At 28.7% G+C, this 16,141-nt stretch carries 14 protein-coding genes; all 14 read left to right on the plus strand.

Annotated elements, in window-relative coordinates:
• Positions 1 to 2 precede the first annotated feature (2 nt).
• Positions 3 to 1,205: a beta-ketoacyl synthase gene (locus LACAL_RS10490; protein ID WP_013870710.1), complete on the plus strand. Its 1,203-nt coding sequence runs from the start codon at positions 3 to 5 to the stop codon at positions 1,203 to 1,205.
• Entirely contained in the window at positions 1,205 to 2,269 is a 1,065-nt protein-coding gene (locus LACAL_RS10495; protein ID WP_013870711.1) for a beta-ketoacyl synthase N-terminal-like domain-containing protein, read from the plus strand. The genes LACAL_RS10490 and LACAL_RS10495 overlap by 1 nt, the downstream gene beginning before the upstream one ends.
• Positions 2,263 to 3,036, plus strand: a complete 774-nt coding sequence (locus tag LACAL_RS10500; RefSeq protein ID WP_013870712.1) for a polysaccharide deacetylase family protein — start codon at positions 2,263 to 2,265, stop codon at positions 3,034 to 3,036. The genes LACAL_RS10495 and LACAL_RS10500 overlap by 7 nt, the downstream gene beginning before the upstream one ends.
• Positions 3,029 to 3,646 (plus strand): outer membrane lipoprotein carrier protein LolA, encoded by a 618-nt coding sequence (locus tag LACAL_RS10505; RefSeq protein WP_041301473.1) that lies wholly within the window; start codon positions 3,029 to 3,031, stop codon positions 3,644 to 3,646. Before LACAL_RS10500 ends, LACAL_RS10505 begins: the two co-directional genes overlap by 8 nt.
• Entirely contained in the window at positions 3,627 to 4,235 is a 609-nt protein-coding gene (locus LACAL_RS10510) for a hypothetical protein (RefSeq protein WP_013870714.1), read from the plus strand. Before LACAL_RS10505 ends, LACAL_RS10510 begins: the two co-directional genes overlap by 20 nt.
• Before the next feature lie 2 nt (positions 4,236 to 4,237).
• Positions 4,238 to 4,873, plus strand: a complete 636-nt coding sequence (locus LACAL_RS15055) for an outer membrane beta-barrel protein (RefSeq protein WP_013870715.1) — start codon at positions 4,238 to 4,240, stop codon at positions 4,871 to 4,873.
• A 3-nt stretch (positions 4,874 to 4,876) separates the two neighbouring features.
• On the plus strand, positions 4,877 to 5,242 hold the full coding sequence (locus LACAL_RS10520; RefSeq protein ID WP_013870716.1) for a 3-hydroxyacyl-ACP dehydratase: 366 nt from the start codon (positions 4,877 to 4,879) through the stop codon (positions 5,240 to 5,242).
• A gap of 7 nt (positions 5,243 to 5,249) precedes the next feature.
• A complete protein-coding gene (locus tag LACAL_RS10525; protein ID WP_013870717.1) occupies positions 5,250 to 5,738 on the plus strand; it encodes a hypothetical protein in 489 nt (162 codons plus the stop codon).
• Between the two features lie 73 nt (positions 5,739 to 5,811).
• Positions 5,812 to 7,017, plus strand: a complete 1,206-nt coding sequence (locus tag LACAL_RS10530) for a DUF2062 domain-containing protein (RefSeq protein ID WP_013870718.1) — start codon at positions 5,812 to 5,814, stop codon at positions 7,015 to 7,017.
• The gene (locus LACAL_RS10535) at positions 7,010 to 10,693 is read left to right on the plus strand and encodes an MMPL family transporter (protein WP_013870719.1); all 3,684 of its coding nucleotides are present in this window, start codon (positions 7,010 to 7,012) and stop codon (positions 10,691 to 10,693) included. The genes LACAL_RS10530 and LACAL_RS10535 overlap by 8 nt, the downstream gene beginning before the upstream one ends.
• Before the next feature lie 9 nt (positions 10,694 to 10,702).
• Positions 10,703 to 12,259 (plus strand): NAD(P)/FAD-dependent oxidoreductase, encoded by a 1,557-nt coding sequence (locus LACAL_RS10540; RefSeq protein WP_013870720.1) that lies wholly within the window; start codon positions 10,703 to 10,705, stop codon positions 12,257 to 12,259.
• Between the two features lie 10 nt (positions 12,260 to 12,269).
• Positions 12,270 to 13,139 (plus strand): cupin-like domain-containing protein, encoded by an 870-nt coding sequence (locus tag LACAL_RS10545; protein ID WP_013870721.1) that lies wholly within the window; start codon positions 12,270 to 12,272, stop codon positions 13,137 to 13,139.
• The gene (locus LACAL_RS10550; RefSeq protein WP_013870722.1) at positions 13,139 to 14,809 is read left to right on the plus strand and encodes an acyl-CoA--6-aminopenicillanic acid acyl-transferase; all 1,671 of its coding nucleotides are present in this window, start codon (positions 13,139 to 13,141) and stop codon (positions 14,807 to 14,809) included. The genes LACAL_RS10545 and LACAL_RS10550 overlap by 1 nt, the downstream gene beginning before the upstream one ends.
• Positions 14,809 to 16,107: a phenylacetate--CoA ligase family protein gene (locus tag LACAL_RS10555; RefSeq protein ID WP_013870723.1), complete on the plus strand. Its 1,299-nt coding sequence runs from the start codon at positions 14,809 to 14,811 to the stop codon at positions 16,105 to 16,107. The genes LACAL_RS10550 and LACAL_RS10555 overlap by 1 nt, the downstream gene beginning before the upstream one ends.
• Positions 16,108 to 16,141 lie beyond the last annotated feature (34 nt).

Here is a 16,141-nt window from a genome sequence, read left to right on the forward strand (position 1 = left end):
ATATGAGTAAAGGCGTAGCAATTACAGGAATGGGAATAATATCTGCCATTGGAAACAATGTTGCAGAAAACTATCAATCCCTTATAGATGAAAAAAAAGGCATCACTAAGGTAGAAAAAATAGATACTATTCACAGAGACGTAATTATGGTTGGAGAAATAGCAACCACAAACAAAGCTTTTGAAAAACAACTTGGTCTTGATAAAAATAATAATTACTCAAGAACAGCATTATTGGGTGCAGTTGCAGCAAAACAAGCTGTTAAAAATGCTCAAATTACTAATATTAATAAATACAAAACAGGTTTAATTTCGGCAACAAGTGTTGGCGGAATGGATAAAACCGAAAACCATTATTACGAATACTTAACTAAAAGTGAACCTAGAAAGTATATTGATGGTCATCATGCTGGAGATTCTTCTCAAAAAATAGCTGAACAACTAGGTATAGAAAGTTCACTGGTAACTACAATTAGTACAGCATGTTCATCTGCAGCAAATGCAATTATGTTTGGTGCTAGATTAATTAAAACAGGACAGTTAGAACGTGTGGTTGTTGGTGGTACAGACTGTTTGTCTAAATTTACTATTAACGGTTTTAAAACTTTAATGATACTTTCAGATACTTATAACACACCTTTTGATGAAAACCGAAAAGGTTTAAATTTAGGTGAAGCTGCTGCGTTTTTGGTGTTAGAGTCTGATGCTGTTGTAAAAGCCGAAAATAAAAAAGTATTAGCCTACGTAAAAGGCTATGCTAATGCTAACGATGCACACCATCAAACAGCCTCATCAGAAAATGGTGATGGCGCAACATTAGCAATGCAAAAGGCATTACAAGTAGCAGGATTAAAAGCTAAAGATGTAGATTATATTAATGCACATGGAACCGCAACAGGAAATAATGATTTGTCTGAAGGTCGTGCAATTATAAGAGTATTTGGAGAACAAGTACCAGATTTTAGTTCTACAAAAGCTTATACAGGTCATACATTAGCAGCAGCTGGTGGTATTGAAGCTGTATATTCTGTTTTAGCTTTACAAAACAATATTATATATCCAAATCTTAACTTTAAAACCCAGATGAAGGAATTTAATATTACACCACAACTTACTTTAAAAACCAAACCATTAAATGTTATTATGTCTAATTCTTTTGGATTTGGAGGTAATTGTTCAACCGTTATATTTTCAAAAGAAGCCTAATGCAAAAAGTATATATAAATAGTGTTTGTGCTATAACGCCTCAAAAAACGTTTGATAATTCAACGTTCTTAGACGATGTGATAGAGTATAATGATACTGTTTTAAATGTTGTAAATCCTATTTATAAAGATTTTATTCCGCCAGCGGCAGCACGACGTATGGCAAAAGGAATAAAAATGGGAGTTGTAGCTTCAAAACTAGCATTAAAAGAAGCAGGATTAGAAAATGTAGATGCAATTATAACAGGAACAGGAATGGGCTGTGTTCGTGACTCAGAGAAATTTGTAAGCGGAATAATTGATAATAATGAGCAATACTTAACACCAACATCTTTTATACAGTCAACTCATAATACTGTTGGTGGCCAAATAGCTTTAGAGATTGGTTGCAAAGGCTATAATTTTACTTATGTACATTCTAGCGTGTCTTTTGAGTCTGCTTTACTAGATGCAAAAATGCAGTTAGAATTAAATGAAGCTCAAGCAATTTTAATTGGTGGTGTAGATGAGTTAGGAGATCACACAGTAGCAATTCACAAAAAAGTAGACCACATAAAACCAGATGCGGTAAGCTCTAATAATTTATTAAAAAGTAACACCAAAGGAGCAGTGTTTAGTGAAGGCGCAGGTTTTTTTGTATTAACTAACAAGCAAAAAGAGTCAAGCTATGCACAAGTAATAGCATTAAAAACATACAATACATTAGCTGAAAAAAATATAACCACAGAAGCACAATTGTTTTTAGCTGAAAATAATTTGAAAGCAGAAGATATAGATGTTATTGTTTTAGGGAATAACGGTGATGTAAATTTTGATGGTTTTTATAATAAACTTACTACTGAAGCTTTTAAAGACACACAACAAGTATACTATAAACATTTATCTGGTGAGTTTAACACGGCATCATCTTTTGGTTTTTGGTTAGCGGCAAGAATATTAAAATCACAACACATTCCAAATATTACTAAGCTTAATACAACAGATAAAAAACAGTATAGAACAATATTATTATACAATCAATACCGTGGAAAAAACCATAGTTTTACAGTATTGAAACAATGCTAAAAAGGAAAATAGATATATTTTTTATAACTGTTTTAGTTGGTGGAACTATTTTGTTATTTGTAAATAGTTTTCCGCTTTTTGTTTTATTTATTTGGCTTTTTTTATGGTTTGTTATAACAGCATTGGGATCTTTTAACATAGACTGGAATTACCACTTAAAATCATTAAACTCTAGCCCAAATACAATTAAAAATCAGGTGTCCATAACATTTGATGATGGTCCTAATCCCGAGTTTACACCACAAGTTTTAGCATTGCTTAAAAAATATAATGCAAAGGCTACATTTTTTTGTGTAGGCAAAAATATAGAAGCTAATCCAGAGTTATTTAAAACTATTATAGCTCAAGGTCATACTGTTGGTAACCATACGTATTCACATTCAAAAAAGTTTGGTTTTTTTAAAACGCAGCAGGTAATATTAGAATTAAAACAAACCAATACAGTTGCTAAAACTATAGGCGCTGTTAATTTAAAACTTTATCGGCCGGCATTTGGTGTCACAAATCCACAAATAAAGAAAGCATTAAAAAAAATAAAACTACAAAGTATAGGTTGGAATACTAGATCTTTTGATACTTCATTTTTGTCATCAAAAGTTATAATAAAAAAAATAACAAAAAACCTTAAAAAGGGCGATGTTATTTTACTGCATGATAGTAGTGAGAAATCGGTTCTTGTTTTGGAACAGTTATTGTTATTTTTGCATAAACAAAACTTACAATCTGTAACTATAGATACTTTGTTTAACATTAAGGCTTATGCGTAATTTATATATTATATTTTTCTTTTCAGTTTTTGTAATGCAATCACAAACAAAAATGAGTGCAGCTAATGCAAAAGCTTTACAGGCAAAAGTTAAAACATTAGCAAAAAACTCTAAAACAATAACTAGTGATTTTGTACAATACAAGCATTTAGATTTTTTAGATAATGATATAGAAACATCTGGAAAAATGTATTTTAAAGCACCAGATTTTGTAAAATGGGAGTATGTTAAGCCTTTTGTTTATGTGGTGATTTTTAAAGAAAAAACACTTTATATAAACGATAATGGTAATAAATCTAAGGTAGATATAGGTTCTAATAAAATGTTTAAACAATTAAATAATTTGGTTATAGCAAGTGTTAAAGGAGATTTGTTTAACGAAGAAGCTTTTAATATTTCATATTTTACATTTGGAGAAAACAGTTTAGTTTATTTTAATCCAAAAGATGAAAAAATGGCTAAATACATTAAATCTTTTCATATTACATTTAATACAAATGGAGATGTAATAGAGGTGAAAATGATTGAACCATCTAACGATTTTACAAGAATTGTATTTACAAATAAAGAGATTAATAAAACGCTTCCAAATGCGGTATTTACTCACTAGTTTAATTTTTTTATTATTAATGTCTTGTGGTTCTTATTCTAAATCACAACATTTTCAGTCTTCAGAAATTAAGGAAACCATAATTATAAACCCATATTTTTCTAATCCCGAAAAAGATTATGTTTATAAAGCAAACATTGAGGTTTACAACAATAGTTTTGGAGGTATTTTTATAGTTAAAAAAATTTCAGCTCAAGAACATCGCATTGTTTTTACAACAGAAATGGGGAATAAACTTTTCGATTTTTCTTTTAAAGAAAATGAATTTAAAGTCAATTCTATTTTAGATGAGTTGGATCGAAAAATTTTAATAAATATTTTAGAGAAAGATTTTAGAGTATTAATAACCAAAACTTTAAAAAGCACAGCTAACTTTACCCAAGAAAATACAACAATTTATAAAGCTGTAGTAAATAATAAGCCACACTATTACTACAAAAAGGATCATCTAAATAAAATAATAAAAACCAAAGGACGAAAAGAAAAAATCACATATACATTTTCGAAAATTAGTGATAATATTGCAAAAGAAATTAATATTATTCACAATAACATTAAATTAATAATAAGTCTAAAATCAATAAACTAACTATGAAAAAAGCAGTATTACTTTTAGTTATATTTTTAACCACAGCATCAATTTTTGCACAAGTTAAAATAAGACCAGGAGTTAAATTAGGTATAAATAATTCTAGAGTTCAAGGTATTAACGACTCAGAATCTTTACAAGGTATAAATGCCGCTGCATTTGTAAATTTCGATTTTACTCGTTTTTATGAGTTGCAATTAGAAACAGGTTACTCTCAACAAGGTACAAGCGTACGCACATATAATTCAAATTTTATAAATGGTGATAATCCTACTTTTGGAACTCAATATCAAACCGAGGATTTAAACCTTAATTATTTAACTTTAGGTATTGCAAATAAGTTTTTTGTTGCGGCTAAAGATCATGGTTTTCATTTTATTGTTGGACCATCTATAGATATTTTAGTAAACGATACGCGTTTTGAAAGTACACCAATAGATTTTTCGTTTTTTGCAGGTATAGGATATGAGTTTTCATTTGGTTTGGCAATAGAAGCGAGATATAAGCAAGGTATTGTAAATGTTGAAGACGACTATTATTACGACGACTATTATTACGATGATTATTATTACGATAACGACAATTATTACACAAACTCTGTATTTCAAGTAAGTGCAGCCTATAAATTTGATTTTTAATACATGCAATTACAAGATTTTTATAAAGTAAATACAATAGAAACAGTTGAAAATAAAACAACTGCTAACATTAAAATAAACAAGAATCACGAGATTTTTAAAGGGCACTTTCCTAACAATCCTGTGACACCTGGAGTTTGTATGATGCAAATAATAAAAGAACTTACAGAAAAAGTAGTAAGTAAAAATTTATTTATGCAAACCTCAAGTAATATTAAGTTTATGGCAATAATAAATCCAGAACTTACGCCAAATTTAGATCTAACTCTAGACATAACTAAAACAGATGAAGGTTATAAAGTAAAAAATGTAACTAAGTTTGAAGATACTGTGGCATTAAAATTGAGTGCATTATTTACAGTAAAATAAATACAATATGAAACTCTTTTTTTTTATAACATCGGTTTTTTTAAGCCTGCAAACACTTAATATTAAAGAAGTACGTTTGGCATTTAAAGAAGCAGGACAAAACGATGCTAAAATAGAAGCTTTTTACAATAGTTTAGACACTGTTAAAAAAACAGATAATGTAGTTTTAGTTGCTTATAAAGGTGCGGCAACAGCCATGATGGCCAAAACAAAAAAAACTATAAAAGAAAAAAAAGAAGGTTTTATAAAAGGTGTTGAACTTGTTGAATATGCAATTAATAAGGCACCAAATAATATTGAAGCACGTTTTATAAGGTTTGGTATTCAAGAGAATACACCAAAACTTTTAAAATATAAAGCTAATATGGAAGAAGATAAATATTTTATTTTAAACCAGTTTAATACTATAAAAGACACGTACTTAAAATCACATATCAAAGAATACATCTTACAGTCTAATGCGTTTTCTAAAGAAGAAAAGAATAATATAAAATAAAAGATTATACATTTTTCTTAACAGTTTTTAACAAATCAATAAAAAACATTAGTTTAGCGCCACCTATTAATTAATGTTTATAGTGGAAAAAAAACTACTAAATCTTAAATTTAAAAAGCAAAATATATGTGTGTTAATCCCAACATACAACAATGCTGCTACATTAAAACGAGTAATTGACGGTGTTTTAGAATACACAGATAATTTACTAATTGTAAATGATGGTTCTACAGACGCTACACCACAAATTTTAGAAAATTATACAACAGTAAAACAATTACATATTCCAGAAAATAAAGGAAAAGGTAATGCTTTACGCGAAGGATTTACAAAAGCAGAAAGTTTAGGTTATACCTTTGCTATTACAATAGACTCAGATGGGCAACATTATCCAAACGATTTACATAATTTTATTACAGGCTTAGAAAATGCTGCAAACGATAATGTTATTATTGTAGGTGCTAGAAATATGGAACAAGCAAACATTCCTGGTAAAAGTAGTTTTGGGCATAAATTTTCTAACTTTTGGTATTGGTTTGAAACAGGTATTAAATTAACCGATACCCAGTCTGGATATAGACTTTATAATTTAAAAGCAGTAAATGCTTTAAATCTGGTAACAAATAAATTTGAATACGAAATTGAAATTATTGTAAAAGCAGCTTGGAAAGGTATTGATGTTTTTAATGTACCAGTTAAAGTTCTATATGATAAAGATGAACGTGTATCACATTTTAGACCATTTAGAGACTTTACGCGAGTAAGTATAATTAATACATACTTTGTGATTTTAGCTATATTTTTTTATAAACCGCGACAGCTTTTTAGAAATTTAAAAAAAAAAGGCATTAAACGTTTTTTTTTAGAAGATTTTCTAGGTCAAGATGATTCTCCTTTAAAAAAAGCACTTTCTATAGCCTTAGGTGTTTTTATTGGTCTATCTCCTTTTTGGGGATTTCACACTGTTATTGTTTTATTTTTAGCAGTTTCCCTCAACCTTAATAAAGCCATTGCTTTTGCATTTTCTAATGTAAGTTTGCCTCCATTTATACCTTTTGTTTTGTATGCAAGTGTAAAAGTAGGACAGTTTTTTATGGGTGAAAAAAACAATCAAAGTATGAGCGAAATGATAGATAATTTTGAGGTAATTACACATTTGCAGACCTATTTAATAGGTAGCTTTTCGTTAGCAGTAATTTGTGCAATAACCTTTGGATGTTTAGGTTATTTTATTTTAAAATTTTTTGAAAGAAAACCTTTAGCGATAACTAATGCGTAGTGGTTTTTATAAAATATATAAAGTACTAAAAAGGCAACGTGTATTAAGTCTTATAGGTTTAATTATATTAATTCTTAGCTTAGGTTTTTTTGCTTCTAAAATTACGTTTGAAGAAGATATAACTAAGCTTATTCCTACCAATTCAAAATCCAAAGAATTTCAAAAAGTATTAAAGAACGTCAATTTTGCAGATAAGATTATTATTAATTTTAAAAGGAAACAAAATGCTAAAACTGCTAGTTTAACTAACGCAGCAACTGCTTTTGTTGATAGTGTTAATAATCTAGCAAAACCATATATAAAAGACATACAAGGTAGAGTAGAAGATGAAGATGCTTTAGCAACTATAGATTTTGTTTACAATAATTTACCACTTTTTTTAGAGCCTGAAGATTATAATAAAATAGAAAAAAAATTAACAGCAGATAGTATTAAAAATATAACAAATGCTAATTATAAAACTTTAATTTCTCCTTCTGGAATAATAGCCAAAGATGTTATTTTAAAAGATCCTTTAGGACTTTCTTTTTTAGGTTTAGAGCATTTAAAAGCGTTGAGTTTTGGAGATGATTTTAACTTAAATAATGGGTTTTTAGTAAGTAAGGATAATAATAATTTATTGTTATTTATTACTCCAAAGTATGCATCATCAGACACGAATAACAATACTGCTTTCTCAGAAATATTAAATACCATAAAACAAACTATTAATACTTCATTTAAAAATAAAGTAGAAGTAGAGTATTATGGAGGAGCATTAATTGCTGTTGCTAATGCAAACCAAATTAAGCAAGATATACAGTTTACAATAAGTATTGCTTTAACAGTTTTACTTGTAATATTAATTCTGTTTTACAGAAAATTACTAATACCTTTTATACTTTTTTTTCCAACAGTTATTGGAGGTTTATTTGCAGTTGTAACATTATATATATTACGAGATAGTGTATCTGCAATATCTTTGGGTATAGGATCTGTTTTATTGGGTGTTACTCTAGATTATTCTTTACACATATTAACTCATATCAGAGGCAATAATAGTATAGAATCATTATATAAAGAAATCGCAAAGCCTATATTAGTAAGTAGTTTAACTACAGCATTAGCATTTTTATGTTTATTGTTTTTACAGTCTCAGGCATTGCAGGATTTAGGTGTTTTTGCAGCAGTTAGTGTGGTAAGTGCTTCAGTTTTTGCGTTATTATTTATACCTCAAGTATATAAAAATACCGTAAAAAATAAACAAAAATTAACGGTTTTAGATAAAGTTGCTTCGTATAACTTACATAAAAATAAATTTGCTATAATCACTATTACTTTACTATTAGTGGTTAGTTTATTTACCTATAACAAGGTTACTTTTAATAATGATTTAGCCAGTTTAAATTATCAACCCGAATCATTTTTAAAAGCCGAAAAAAATTTAGACGCCTTAACAAACGTGTCTTCAAAATCAATATATATTGTTGCTTTTGGAGACACAGAGCAACAAGCTTTAGAAGCTAATGATTTTGCTTATTTTAATTTAAACATATTAAAAAAAGAAAATAAAATTATAGAATTTAGTTCTATAGCGAGTTTACTAAAATCTAATAAATTACAAGAACAGAAAGTAAAATTGTGGAATCAATTTTGGACAGATGCTAGAATAGAAACCACAAAAAATAATTTAGTTTCCAGTGGTAATATTCATGGTTTTAAACCTGCAACATTTAACAAGTTTTACACTTTGTTGAATAGTAATTTTAATACATTACAAGCTAAAGATTTTTCTGCTTTGCAGAGTATTTCAACTTCAGATTATATAACAAAAAGCGATAAAATTACAACTGTAGCAACACTTGTAAAAGTAGAAGAGCAAAATTTAAACACAGTAATTTCAGCTTTTAAAAATAACTCACAAATAGTAGTTATTGACCGCCAGCAAATGAATGAGACCTTTTTAGGGAATTTAAAAACAGATTTTAATAGTTTGGTTTTATACTCTCTAATCGTTGTTTTAATAGTGTTAATATTGTATTATAAAAGCTTGTCATTAACCTTAGTTACGGCGATTCCTATAGCGCTTACGTGGCTAGTTACAATAGGTATAATGGGACTTTTTAATATTAAGTTTAATATTTTTAATATAATTATTTCAACTTTTATTTTTGGCTTAGGTGTGGACTATTGTATTTTTTTAACAAACGGTCTATTGCATGAGTATAAAACAGGAGAAAAAGCTTTACCTACTCATAAAATTTCAATTATATTATCTGTAATAACAACAATATTAGGTGTTGGTGTATTAGTATTTGCAAAACATCCAGCGTTACATTCTATTGCATTAGTTTCAATTGTAGGCATTGTTTCAGCATTAATAATAGCCTTTACATTACAACCTTTACTATTTAAACTTTTTATAGGTAGTAAAACCAAACGACCAATAAGTTTAAGGCTGTTATTACACTCGGTAATTTCTTTTGGTTACTTTGGTATTGGTGGTGCATTACTATCGGTTTTAAGTGTTTTTTTGGTTAAAATTGTACCAGTTAGTAAAAAGAAAAAAATGCCATGGTTCCATAAGGTGCTTTCTAAGTTTAAAAAATCTGTACTTTATACTAATTGGTTTGTAGATAAAAAAATAATAAATCCAAATAACGAATTTTTTAAAAAGCAAGCTGTAATAATTGCAAATCACACCTCTTTTTTAGATATTCTTGCCATTGGTATGCTACACCCAAAACTTGTTTTTTTAGTAAACGATTGGGTTTATAACTCTCCCGTTTTTGGTAAAGCAGTAAAACTAGCCGGTTTTTATCCTGTTTCTAGTGGTATTGAAAATGGAGTGTCTCATTTACAAAAAAAAGTAAATCAAGGTTATAGTTTAATCGCGTTTCCAGAAGGTACGCGTTCTACAACTAATAAGGTTAAACGTTTTCATAAAGGCGCATTTTACCTAGCAGAACAGTTTAAATTAGATATTGTACCGGTTGTAATTCATGGTAATTCTGAAGTGCTTCCTAAAGGTAGTTTTGTTATAAAAAACGGAAGCATAACACTTAAAGTTTTAGATAGAATTCCTTTTAATTCTAAAAAATATGGTGAAAATTATTCAGTTAAAACTAGAAAAATTGGAGCATATTTTAGAGACGAATTAGATAAATTGAGAACTGAAATAGAACATAAAAATTATTTTCATAACTTAGTTTTACAAGAGTATCGTTATAAAGGTAATTTGCTTTTTAAAACCGTAAAAAAAGATTTAAATAGTAATTCAAAATTATATAAAACTATTTTAGACACTTTACCAAGTAAAAGTAAAATTATACATAGTTCTAAAGCTTATGGGCAGTTAGACTTTTTATTAGTTTTAGATAGACCAGAACGTACAATAAATACACATATTCAAGATTCTGAAGTTTCTAAAATTGTAGCTCACAGTTTTATAACCAATTACGATTATAAAATTAATGTTTGTAATACAGTTAAAGACTTAATAGTAACAACTAGTGATATTGCTATTATTAATAATGAGGATTTAAAAGCTGAAGAAATTTTAGAAATCTCTAAAAAGGTATCAATGTTTTTCTTACTTAAAAAAAGTGTAAAACAGTACCAGCAAACAATTATAAATTTAGGTTTTACAGTGAAGAAATCTAATACAGATTTAATTATTTTAAATAAAAACAAATAACAATTACTATTGTCTAAAGAAAAAAATAATAAGCAAAAACATTACGATGTTGTTGTAATAGGAAGCGGTTTAGGTGGTTTTGTGTCTGCAATCATTCTAGCTAAAGAAGGATTAAAAGTTTGTGTTTTAGAAAAAAACAATCAATACGGTGGTAACCTGCAAACCTTTGCTAGAGATAAAACAATTTTTGATACAGGAGTGCATTATATTGGTGGATTAGAACCAGGACAAAATCTTTATCAATATTTCAAATACATTGAAATAATGAACGATTTAAAACTTCAAAAATTAGACGAAGATGGTTTTGATGTTATCACGTTTGATGATGATGAAAAAGAATATAAACACGCACAAGGTTACGAGAATTTTATACGTGTTTTAGTAGCCGATTTTCCAGATGAAGAAAAAGCTATAAGGTCCTATTGTGATAAAATAAAAGAAACCTGTGCAAAATTCCCTTTGTACTCACTCGAGAAAGGAAAAGGAAACTATGGAGATAGAGATGCTTTTGAGTTGCCAATAAAAAAATATTTAGAAGATTTAACACCCAATAAAAAACTACGTGCAGTTTTAGGAGGATCTAACACGCTTTACGCTGGAGACCAATATAAAACACCGTTATACGTACATGCATTGGCAATAAACTCTTATATAGAAAGTTCTTACAGGTGTGTAAACGGTGGAAGCCAAATAACAAAGTTATTAATAAAATCTCTTAAAAAATATGGAGGAGAAGTATATAATCACCAAGAAGTTTGTGAGTTTACATTTAATGAAAACGATGAAATTGAAACTGTAAAAACAAAAAAAGGAGATGAGTTTTTTGCCAACCTATTTATTTCAAATATAGAACCTAAAACAACATTAAAGTTTGCAGGCGAAAAACGTTTTAAAAAGCCTTATGCAAGACGAATTAATAAAATTGAAGCTACAATAGCACCATTTAGCTTATATATAGTTTTAAAAAAGAATACTTTTAAGTACCAAAATTTTAATTATTACCACTATAAAAATGCTAATAAAATTTGGTCTGCTTTAGAGTACACACAACACAGTTGGCCAGAAGGTTATATGGTATCTATGGGATACCACAAAAACCAAAAAGAATATGGCGATAACTTAACAGCCATGACTTATATGCATTATGAGGAAGTAGAGCAATGGGAAAACACACACAATACAGTTGCTCAAAAAAATGACCGTGGCGAAACATACGAAGAGTTTAAAAAAATAAAAGCAGAAAAGTTTATAGACGAGTTAGAAAAAAAATATCCAAATATTAGAGAATGTATAGCATCGGTTTATACCTCTACACCGTTATCTTACCGAGATTATATAGGTAGCCATAAAGGCGCAATGTATGGCTATGCAAAAGATGCTCAAAAACCTTTGTACTCACACTTATCTCCAAAAACAAAAATTAAAAATTTATATTTAACAGGACAAAGTATAAGTATGCATGGTATTTTAGGCGTAACAATTAGTGCTGTAATTACATGTTTGGAGATTGTTGATAAAGAATATTTGCTAGACAAAATATATAATTTCGAGAATACAACAACTTAAACTTTTAAGTATGGGACAATTTAAATTATCAAAAGTTGAACGTGTAAAATCTATTTCTAAAAAAGATTTTATCGCGCAATATTATAAAAAGCAAAAACCAGTGTTAATAGAAAATTTAACAGAAGATTGGCCAGCTTTAAAAAAATGGAATTTAAACTACATACAATCTCTTGCAGGAGATCAAGTTGTACCGCTATACGATAGTAAACCAACAAAAGGGACTCAAAAATCTGCCGAACCAGCAAAACACATGAAACTCTATGATTATATAGAGCTTATAAAAGCAGGACCAACAGATTTAAGAATTTTCTTTTTCGATTTAATAAAAAAAATGCCTGTTTTAGCAAACGACTTTAAATATCCAGACATAGGTTTAAAATTTTTTAAACGGCTGCCAGTTATGTTTTTTGGAAGCAAGAACTCTAAAGTCTTGGCGCATTTTGATATGGATTTGGCAGATTTAATGCATTTTCATTTCCATGGCGAAAAGGAAGTAACATTATTTTCACCAAAACAAACCAAATACCTTTATAAAATTCCATACGCAGTACATAATCTAGAAGCCATAGATATGAGTAATCCAGATTTTGAAAAATATCCGGCATTACAATATGTAGAAGGTTACCATACAAAAATGAGTCATGGCGAAGCATTATATATGCCAAGTGGTTATTGGCATTATATAGAGTATTTAAACGGAAGCTTCTCTATGACGCTTAGAGCCTTTACAAAAAAGCCAAAAACAGCATTAAAAATGTTGTATAACGTAGCTTTTATGAGAAATTTTGAGAATGTAATGCGAAGAATTAGAGGTCAAAAATGGATAGACTATAAAGATACTTTAGCTATTAAAAAAACAAATAAAGCCATTAAAAAGTAATGTTTAAAAAGCAGTTTTATGGTTTTAGGTTTTTGGCAGTTCTTGTTTTATTTACAAGCTTATTGTCTTGTGGTGTCTCGAAATCCCTTAAGGATATACCAGATGTCTCGCTGTATAAAATAAATATAGCCGAACGTATACAAAAAAACGACTCTACATTTATTTCTGGTCCCAATACTTTATCGAAAAACAAACAAGGGCAATGGGAAATGTATGTAGAAGGTAACCCATACCAAATAGGCTTAACAACAGGTTTATTAACAAAAGAATTATTTAAATATCAAGAACATGCTTTTTTAAGTAAAGTTAATGAGTTGGTACCATCAAAAACTAAACAATGGCTTTTAAGAAAAATGTTAGCATGGTATAACCGTAAAATGTATTTAAACGTTCCAGAAGAATACAAAGCAGAAATTTATGGTTTATCACAATATGCCGCTAGCGATTATAAACATATTGCAGATAACTATTTGCGTATACTATATCTACACAGTGCGCATGATATTGGTCATGCGCTACAAGATTTAGCCTTAGTAGGTTGCTCATCTTTTGCTGCCTGGGATAATAATACTAAAGATGGAAACCTTATAATAGGAAGAAATTTTGATTTCTATGCAGGAGATGATTTTGCTAAAAATAAAATTATAGCATTTGTAAAGCCTACAAATGGGTATAAATTTATGTCTGTAACTTGGGCCGGAATGATTGGTGTAGTTTCAGGAATGAACGAACATGGATTAACAGTTACAATTAATGCAGGAAAATCTAAAATTCCATTAGTAGCAAAAACACCAATATCTATAGTAACACGCGAGATATTACAATATGCTAAAAATATAGACGAAGCCATTGCAATAGCAAAAAAACGAGAAGTATTCGTGTCAGAATCAATATTTATAGGTAGTGCTATAGACAACAAAGCCATTACAATAGAAGTATCACCTAAAAACTTTGGTGTTTACGAAAGCCCAAATACTGGACAATTAATTTGTTCCAATCATTTTCAAAGCAATGCATATAAAAATGATAAAAACAATATAAAACATAAAGCAGAAAGTCATTCGCAATACCGTTATGAGAGAATGCAAGAGTTGTTAAATACTAATAATAAACTAACTGTAAAAAAAGCAATAGCAGTTTTAAGAAATAAAGAAGGATTAAATAATAAAAACATAGGTTTTGGTAATGAAAAATCTTTAAACCAATTATTGGCACATCATGGTATTGTTTTTAAACCTTCAGAATTATTAGTTTGGGTATCTTCAAACCCATATCAATTAGGCGAATTTGTAGCATATAATTTAAATGAAGTATTTAGTGATGTAGATAAGTTGCAACTTTCAAATCAAGCCTTAAATATAGAAAAAGATGCGTTTTTATATACTAAAGCATATAGCGATTACGAAAGCTATAGAACATTTAGTCGTACATTAGAAAAAGCAATAAGTAAAGACCTAAAAGTAGAAAACAAACTGTTAACTAATGTAATAGAAACCAATCCTAATTATTGGAAGGCATATTATTTAGTAGGTAAATACTATTATAATAAAGGCTATTTAACAGCAGCATTACAAATGTTTGAAACAGCACTAACTAAAGAGATTACTACAGTTCCAGATAAAGAAATGGTAGCACATTATATACAAAAGATAAATAGAAAATTAAATTAATGATTCCTGAAATAGAAAAAGCATCAAAGCAAGAAATTAAAGCATTTCAAGAAGAAAAGCTTCAAGAGTTATTAATGTATTTAAATAAAAATTCATCATATTATAAAACGATTTTTTTTAAGCATAACATCAATATTTCTAATATAAAAACAATAGAAGATTTATCAAAAATTCCTGTAACAACAAAAGATCAATTGCAAATACATAATGATGATTTTTTATGTGTAGAGCGAAATAAAATAGTAGACTATGTTACTACTTCAGGTACTTTAGGAGATCCTGTAACATTTGCATTAACAGATAAAGATTTAGAGCGCTTAGCCTATAACGAAGCTATTTCTTTTGCATGTGCAGAAGTTACTAATAATGATGTTTTACAGTTAATGACAACAATAGATAGGCGTTTTATGGCTGGATTAGCCTATTTTCTAGGAGCAAGAAAATTAGGAGCAGGAATAATAAGAGTAGGAGCAGGAATTCCAGAATTGCAATGGGATTCTATATTAAAGTTTAAACCAAGCTATTTAATTGTAGTTCCATCTTTTCTTCTAAAATTAATAGAGTACGCTAAAAATAATAATATAGATGTAAATGCCTCAGGAATTAAAGGCGCTATTTGTATTGGAGAACCTATTAGAGAACAAGATTTTTCATTAAATCCATTAGCGAAAAAAATTAAAAAAAGCTGGGATATACAATTGTTTTCAACCTATGCTTCAACAGAGATGAATACAGCATTTACAGAGTGTGGAAACAAAAATGGAGGACACCATCATCCAGAGCTCATTATTGCCGAAATTTTAGACGATGATAACAATCCTGTTAAAAAAGGTGAAGATGGTGAACTAACCATTACAACTTTAGGAGTAGAAGGTATGCCATTATTACGTTTTAAAACGGGCGATGTTGTTAAAGCACATACAGAGTCTTGTAATTGTGGCAGGAATACAATGCGCTTAGGACCAGTAGTAGGTAGAAAAAAGCAAATGATTAAGTATAAGGGCACAACATTGTATCCACCAGCAATGAACAATATTCTTAATGATTTTGATCAAGTAAAAACGTATGTTATAGAAATATATCACAATGCCATTGGTACAGACGAGATTTTAATAAAAATAGCAACAAAAAATGATAATTCTGAAGCATTATTAGCTAAAATTAAAGATCATTTTAGAGCTAAGCTAAGAGTATCACCAAGTATTGAGTTTTGCGATAAAGAGCAAATTCAAAAAATACAATTTCCTAAAATGTCTAGAAAACCAGTAATGGTTATAGATAGAAGAAAACAAAAATAATGTTTACTTTAGTCTATTGGTTTTTACATATTAA

The sequence above is a fragment of the Lacinutrix sp. 5H-3-7-4 genome (assembly GCF_000211855.2).
GTDB lineage: Bacteria > Bacteroidota > Bacteroidia > Flavobacteriales > Flavobacteriaceae > Lacinutrix.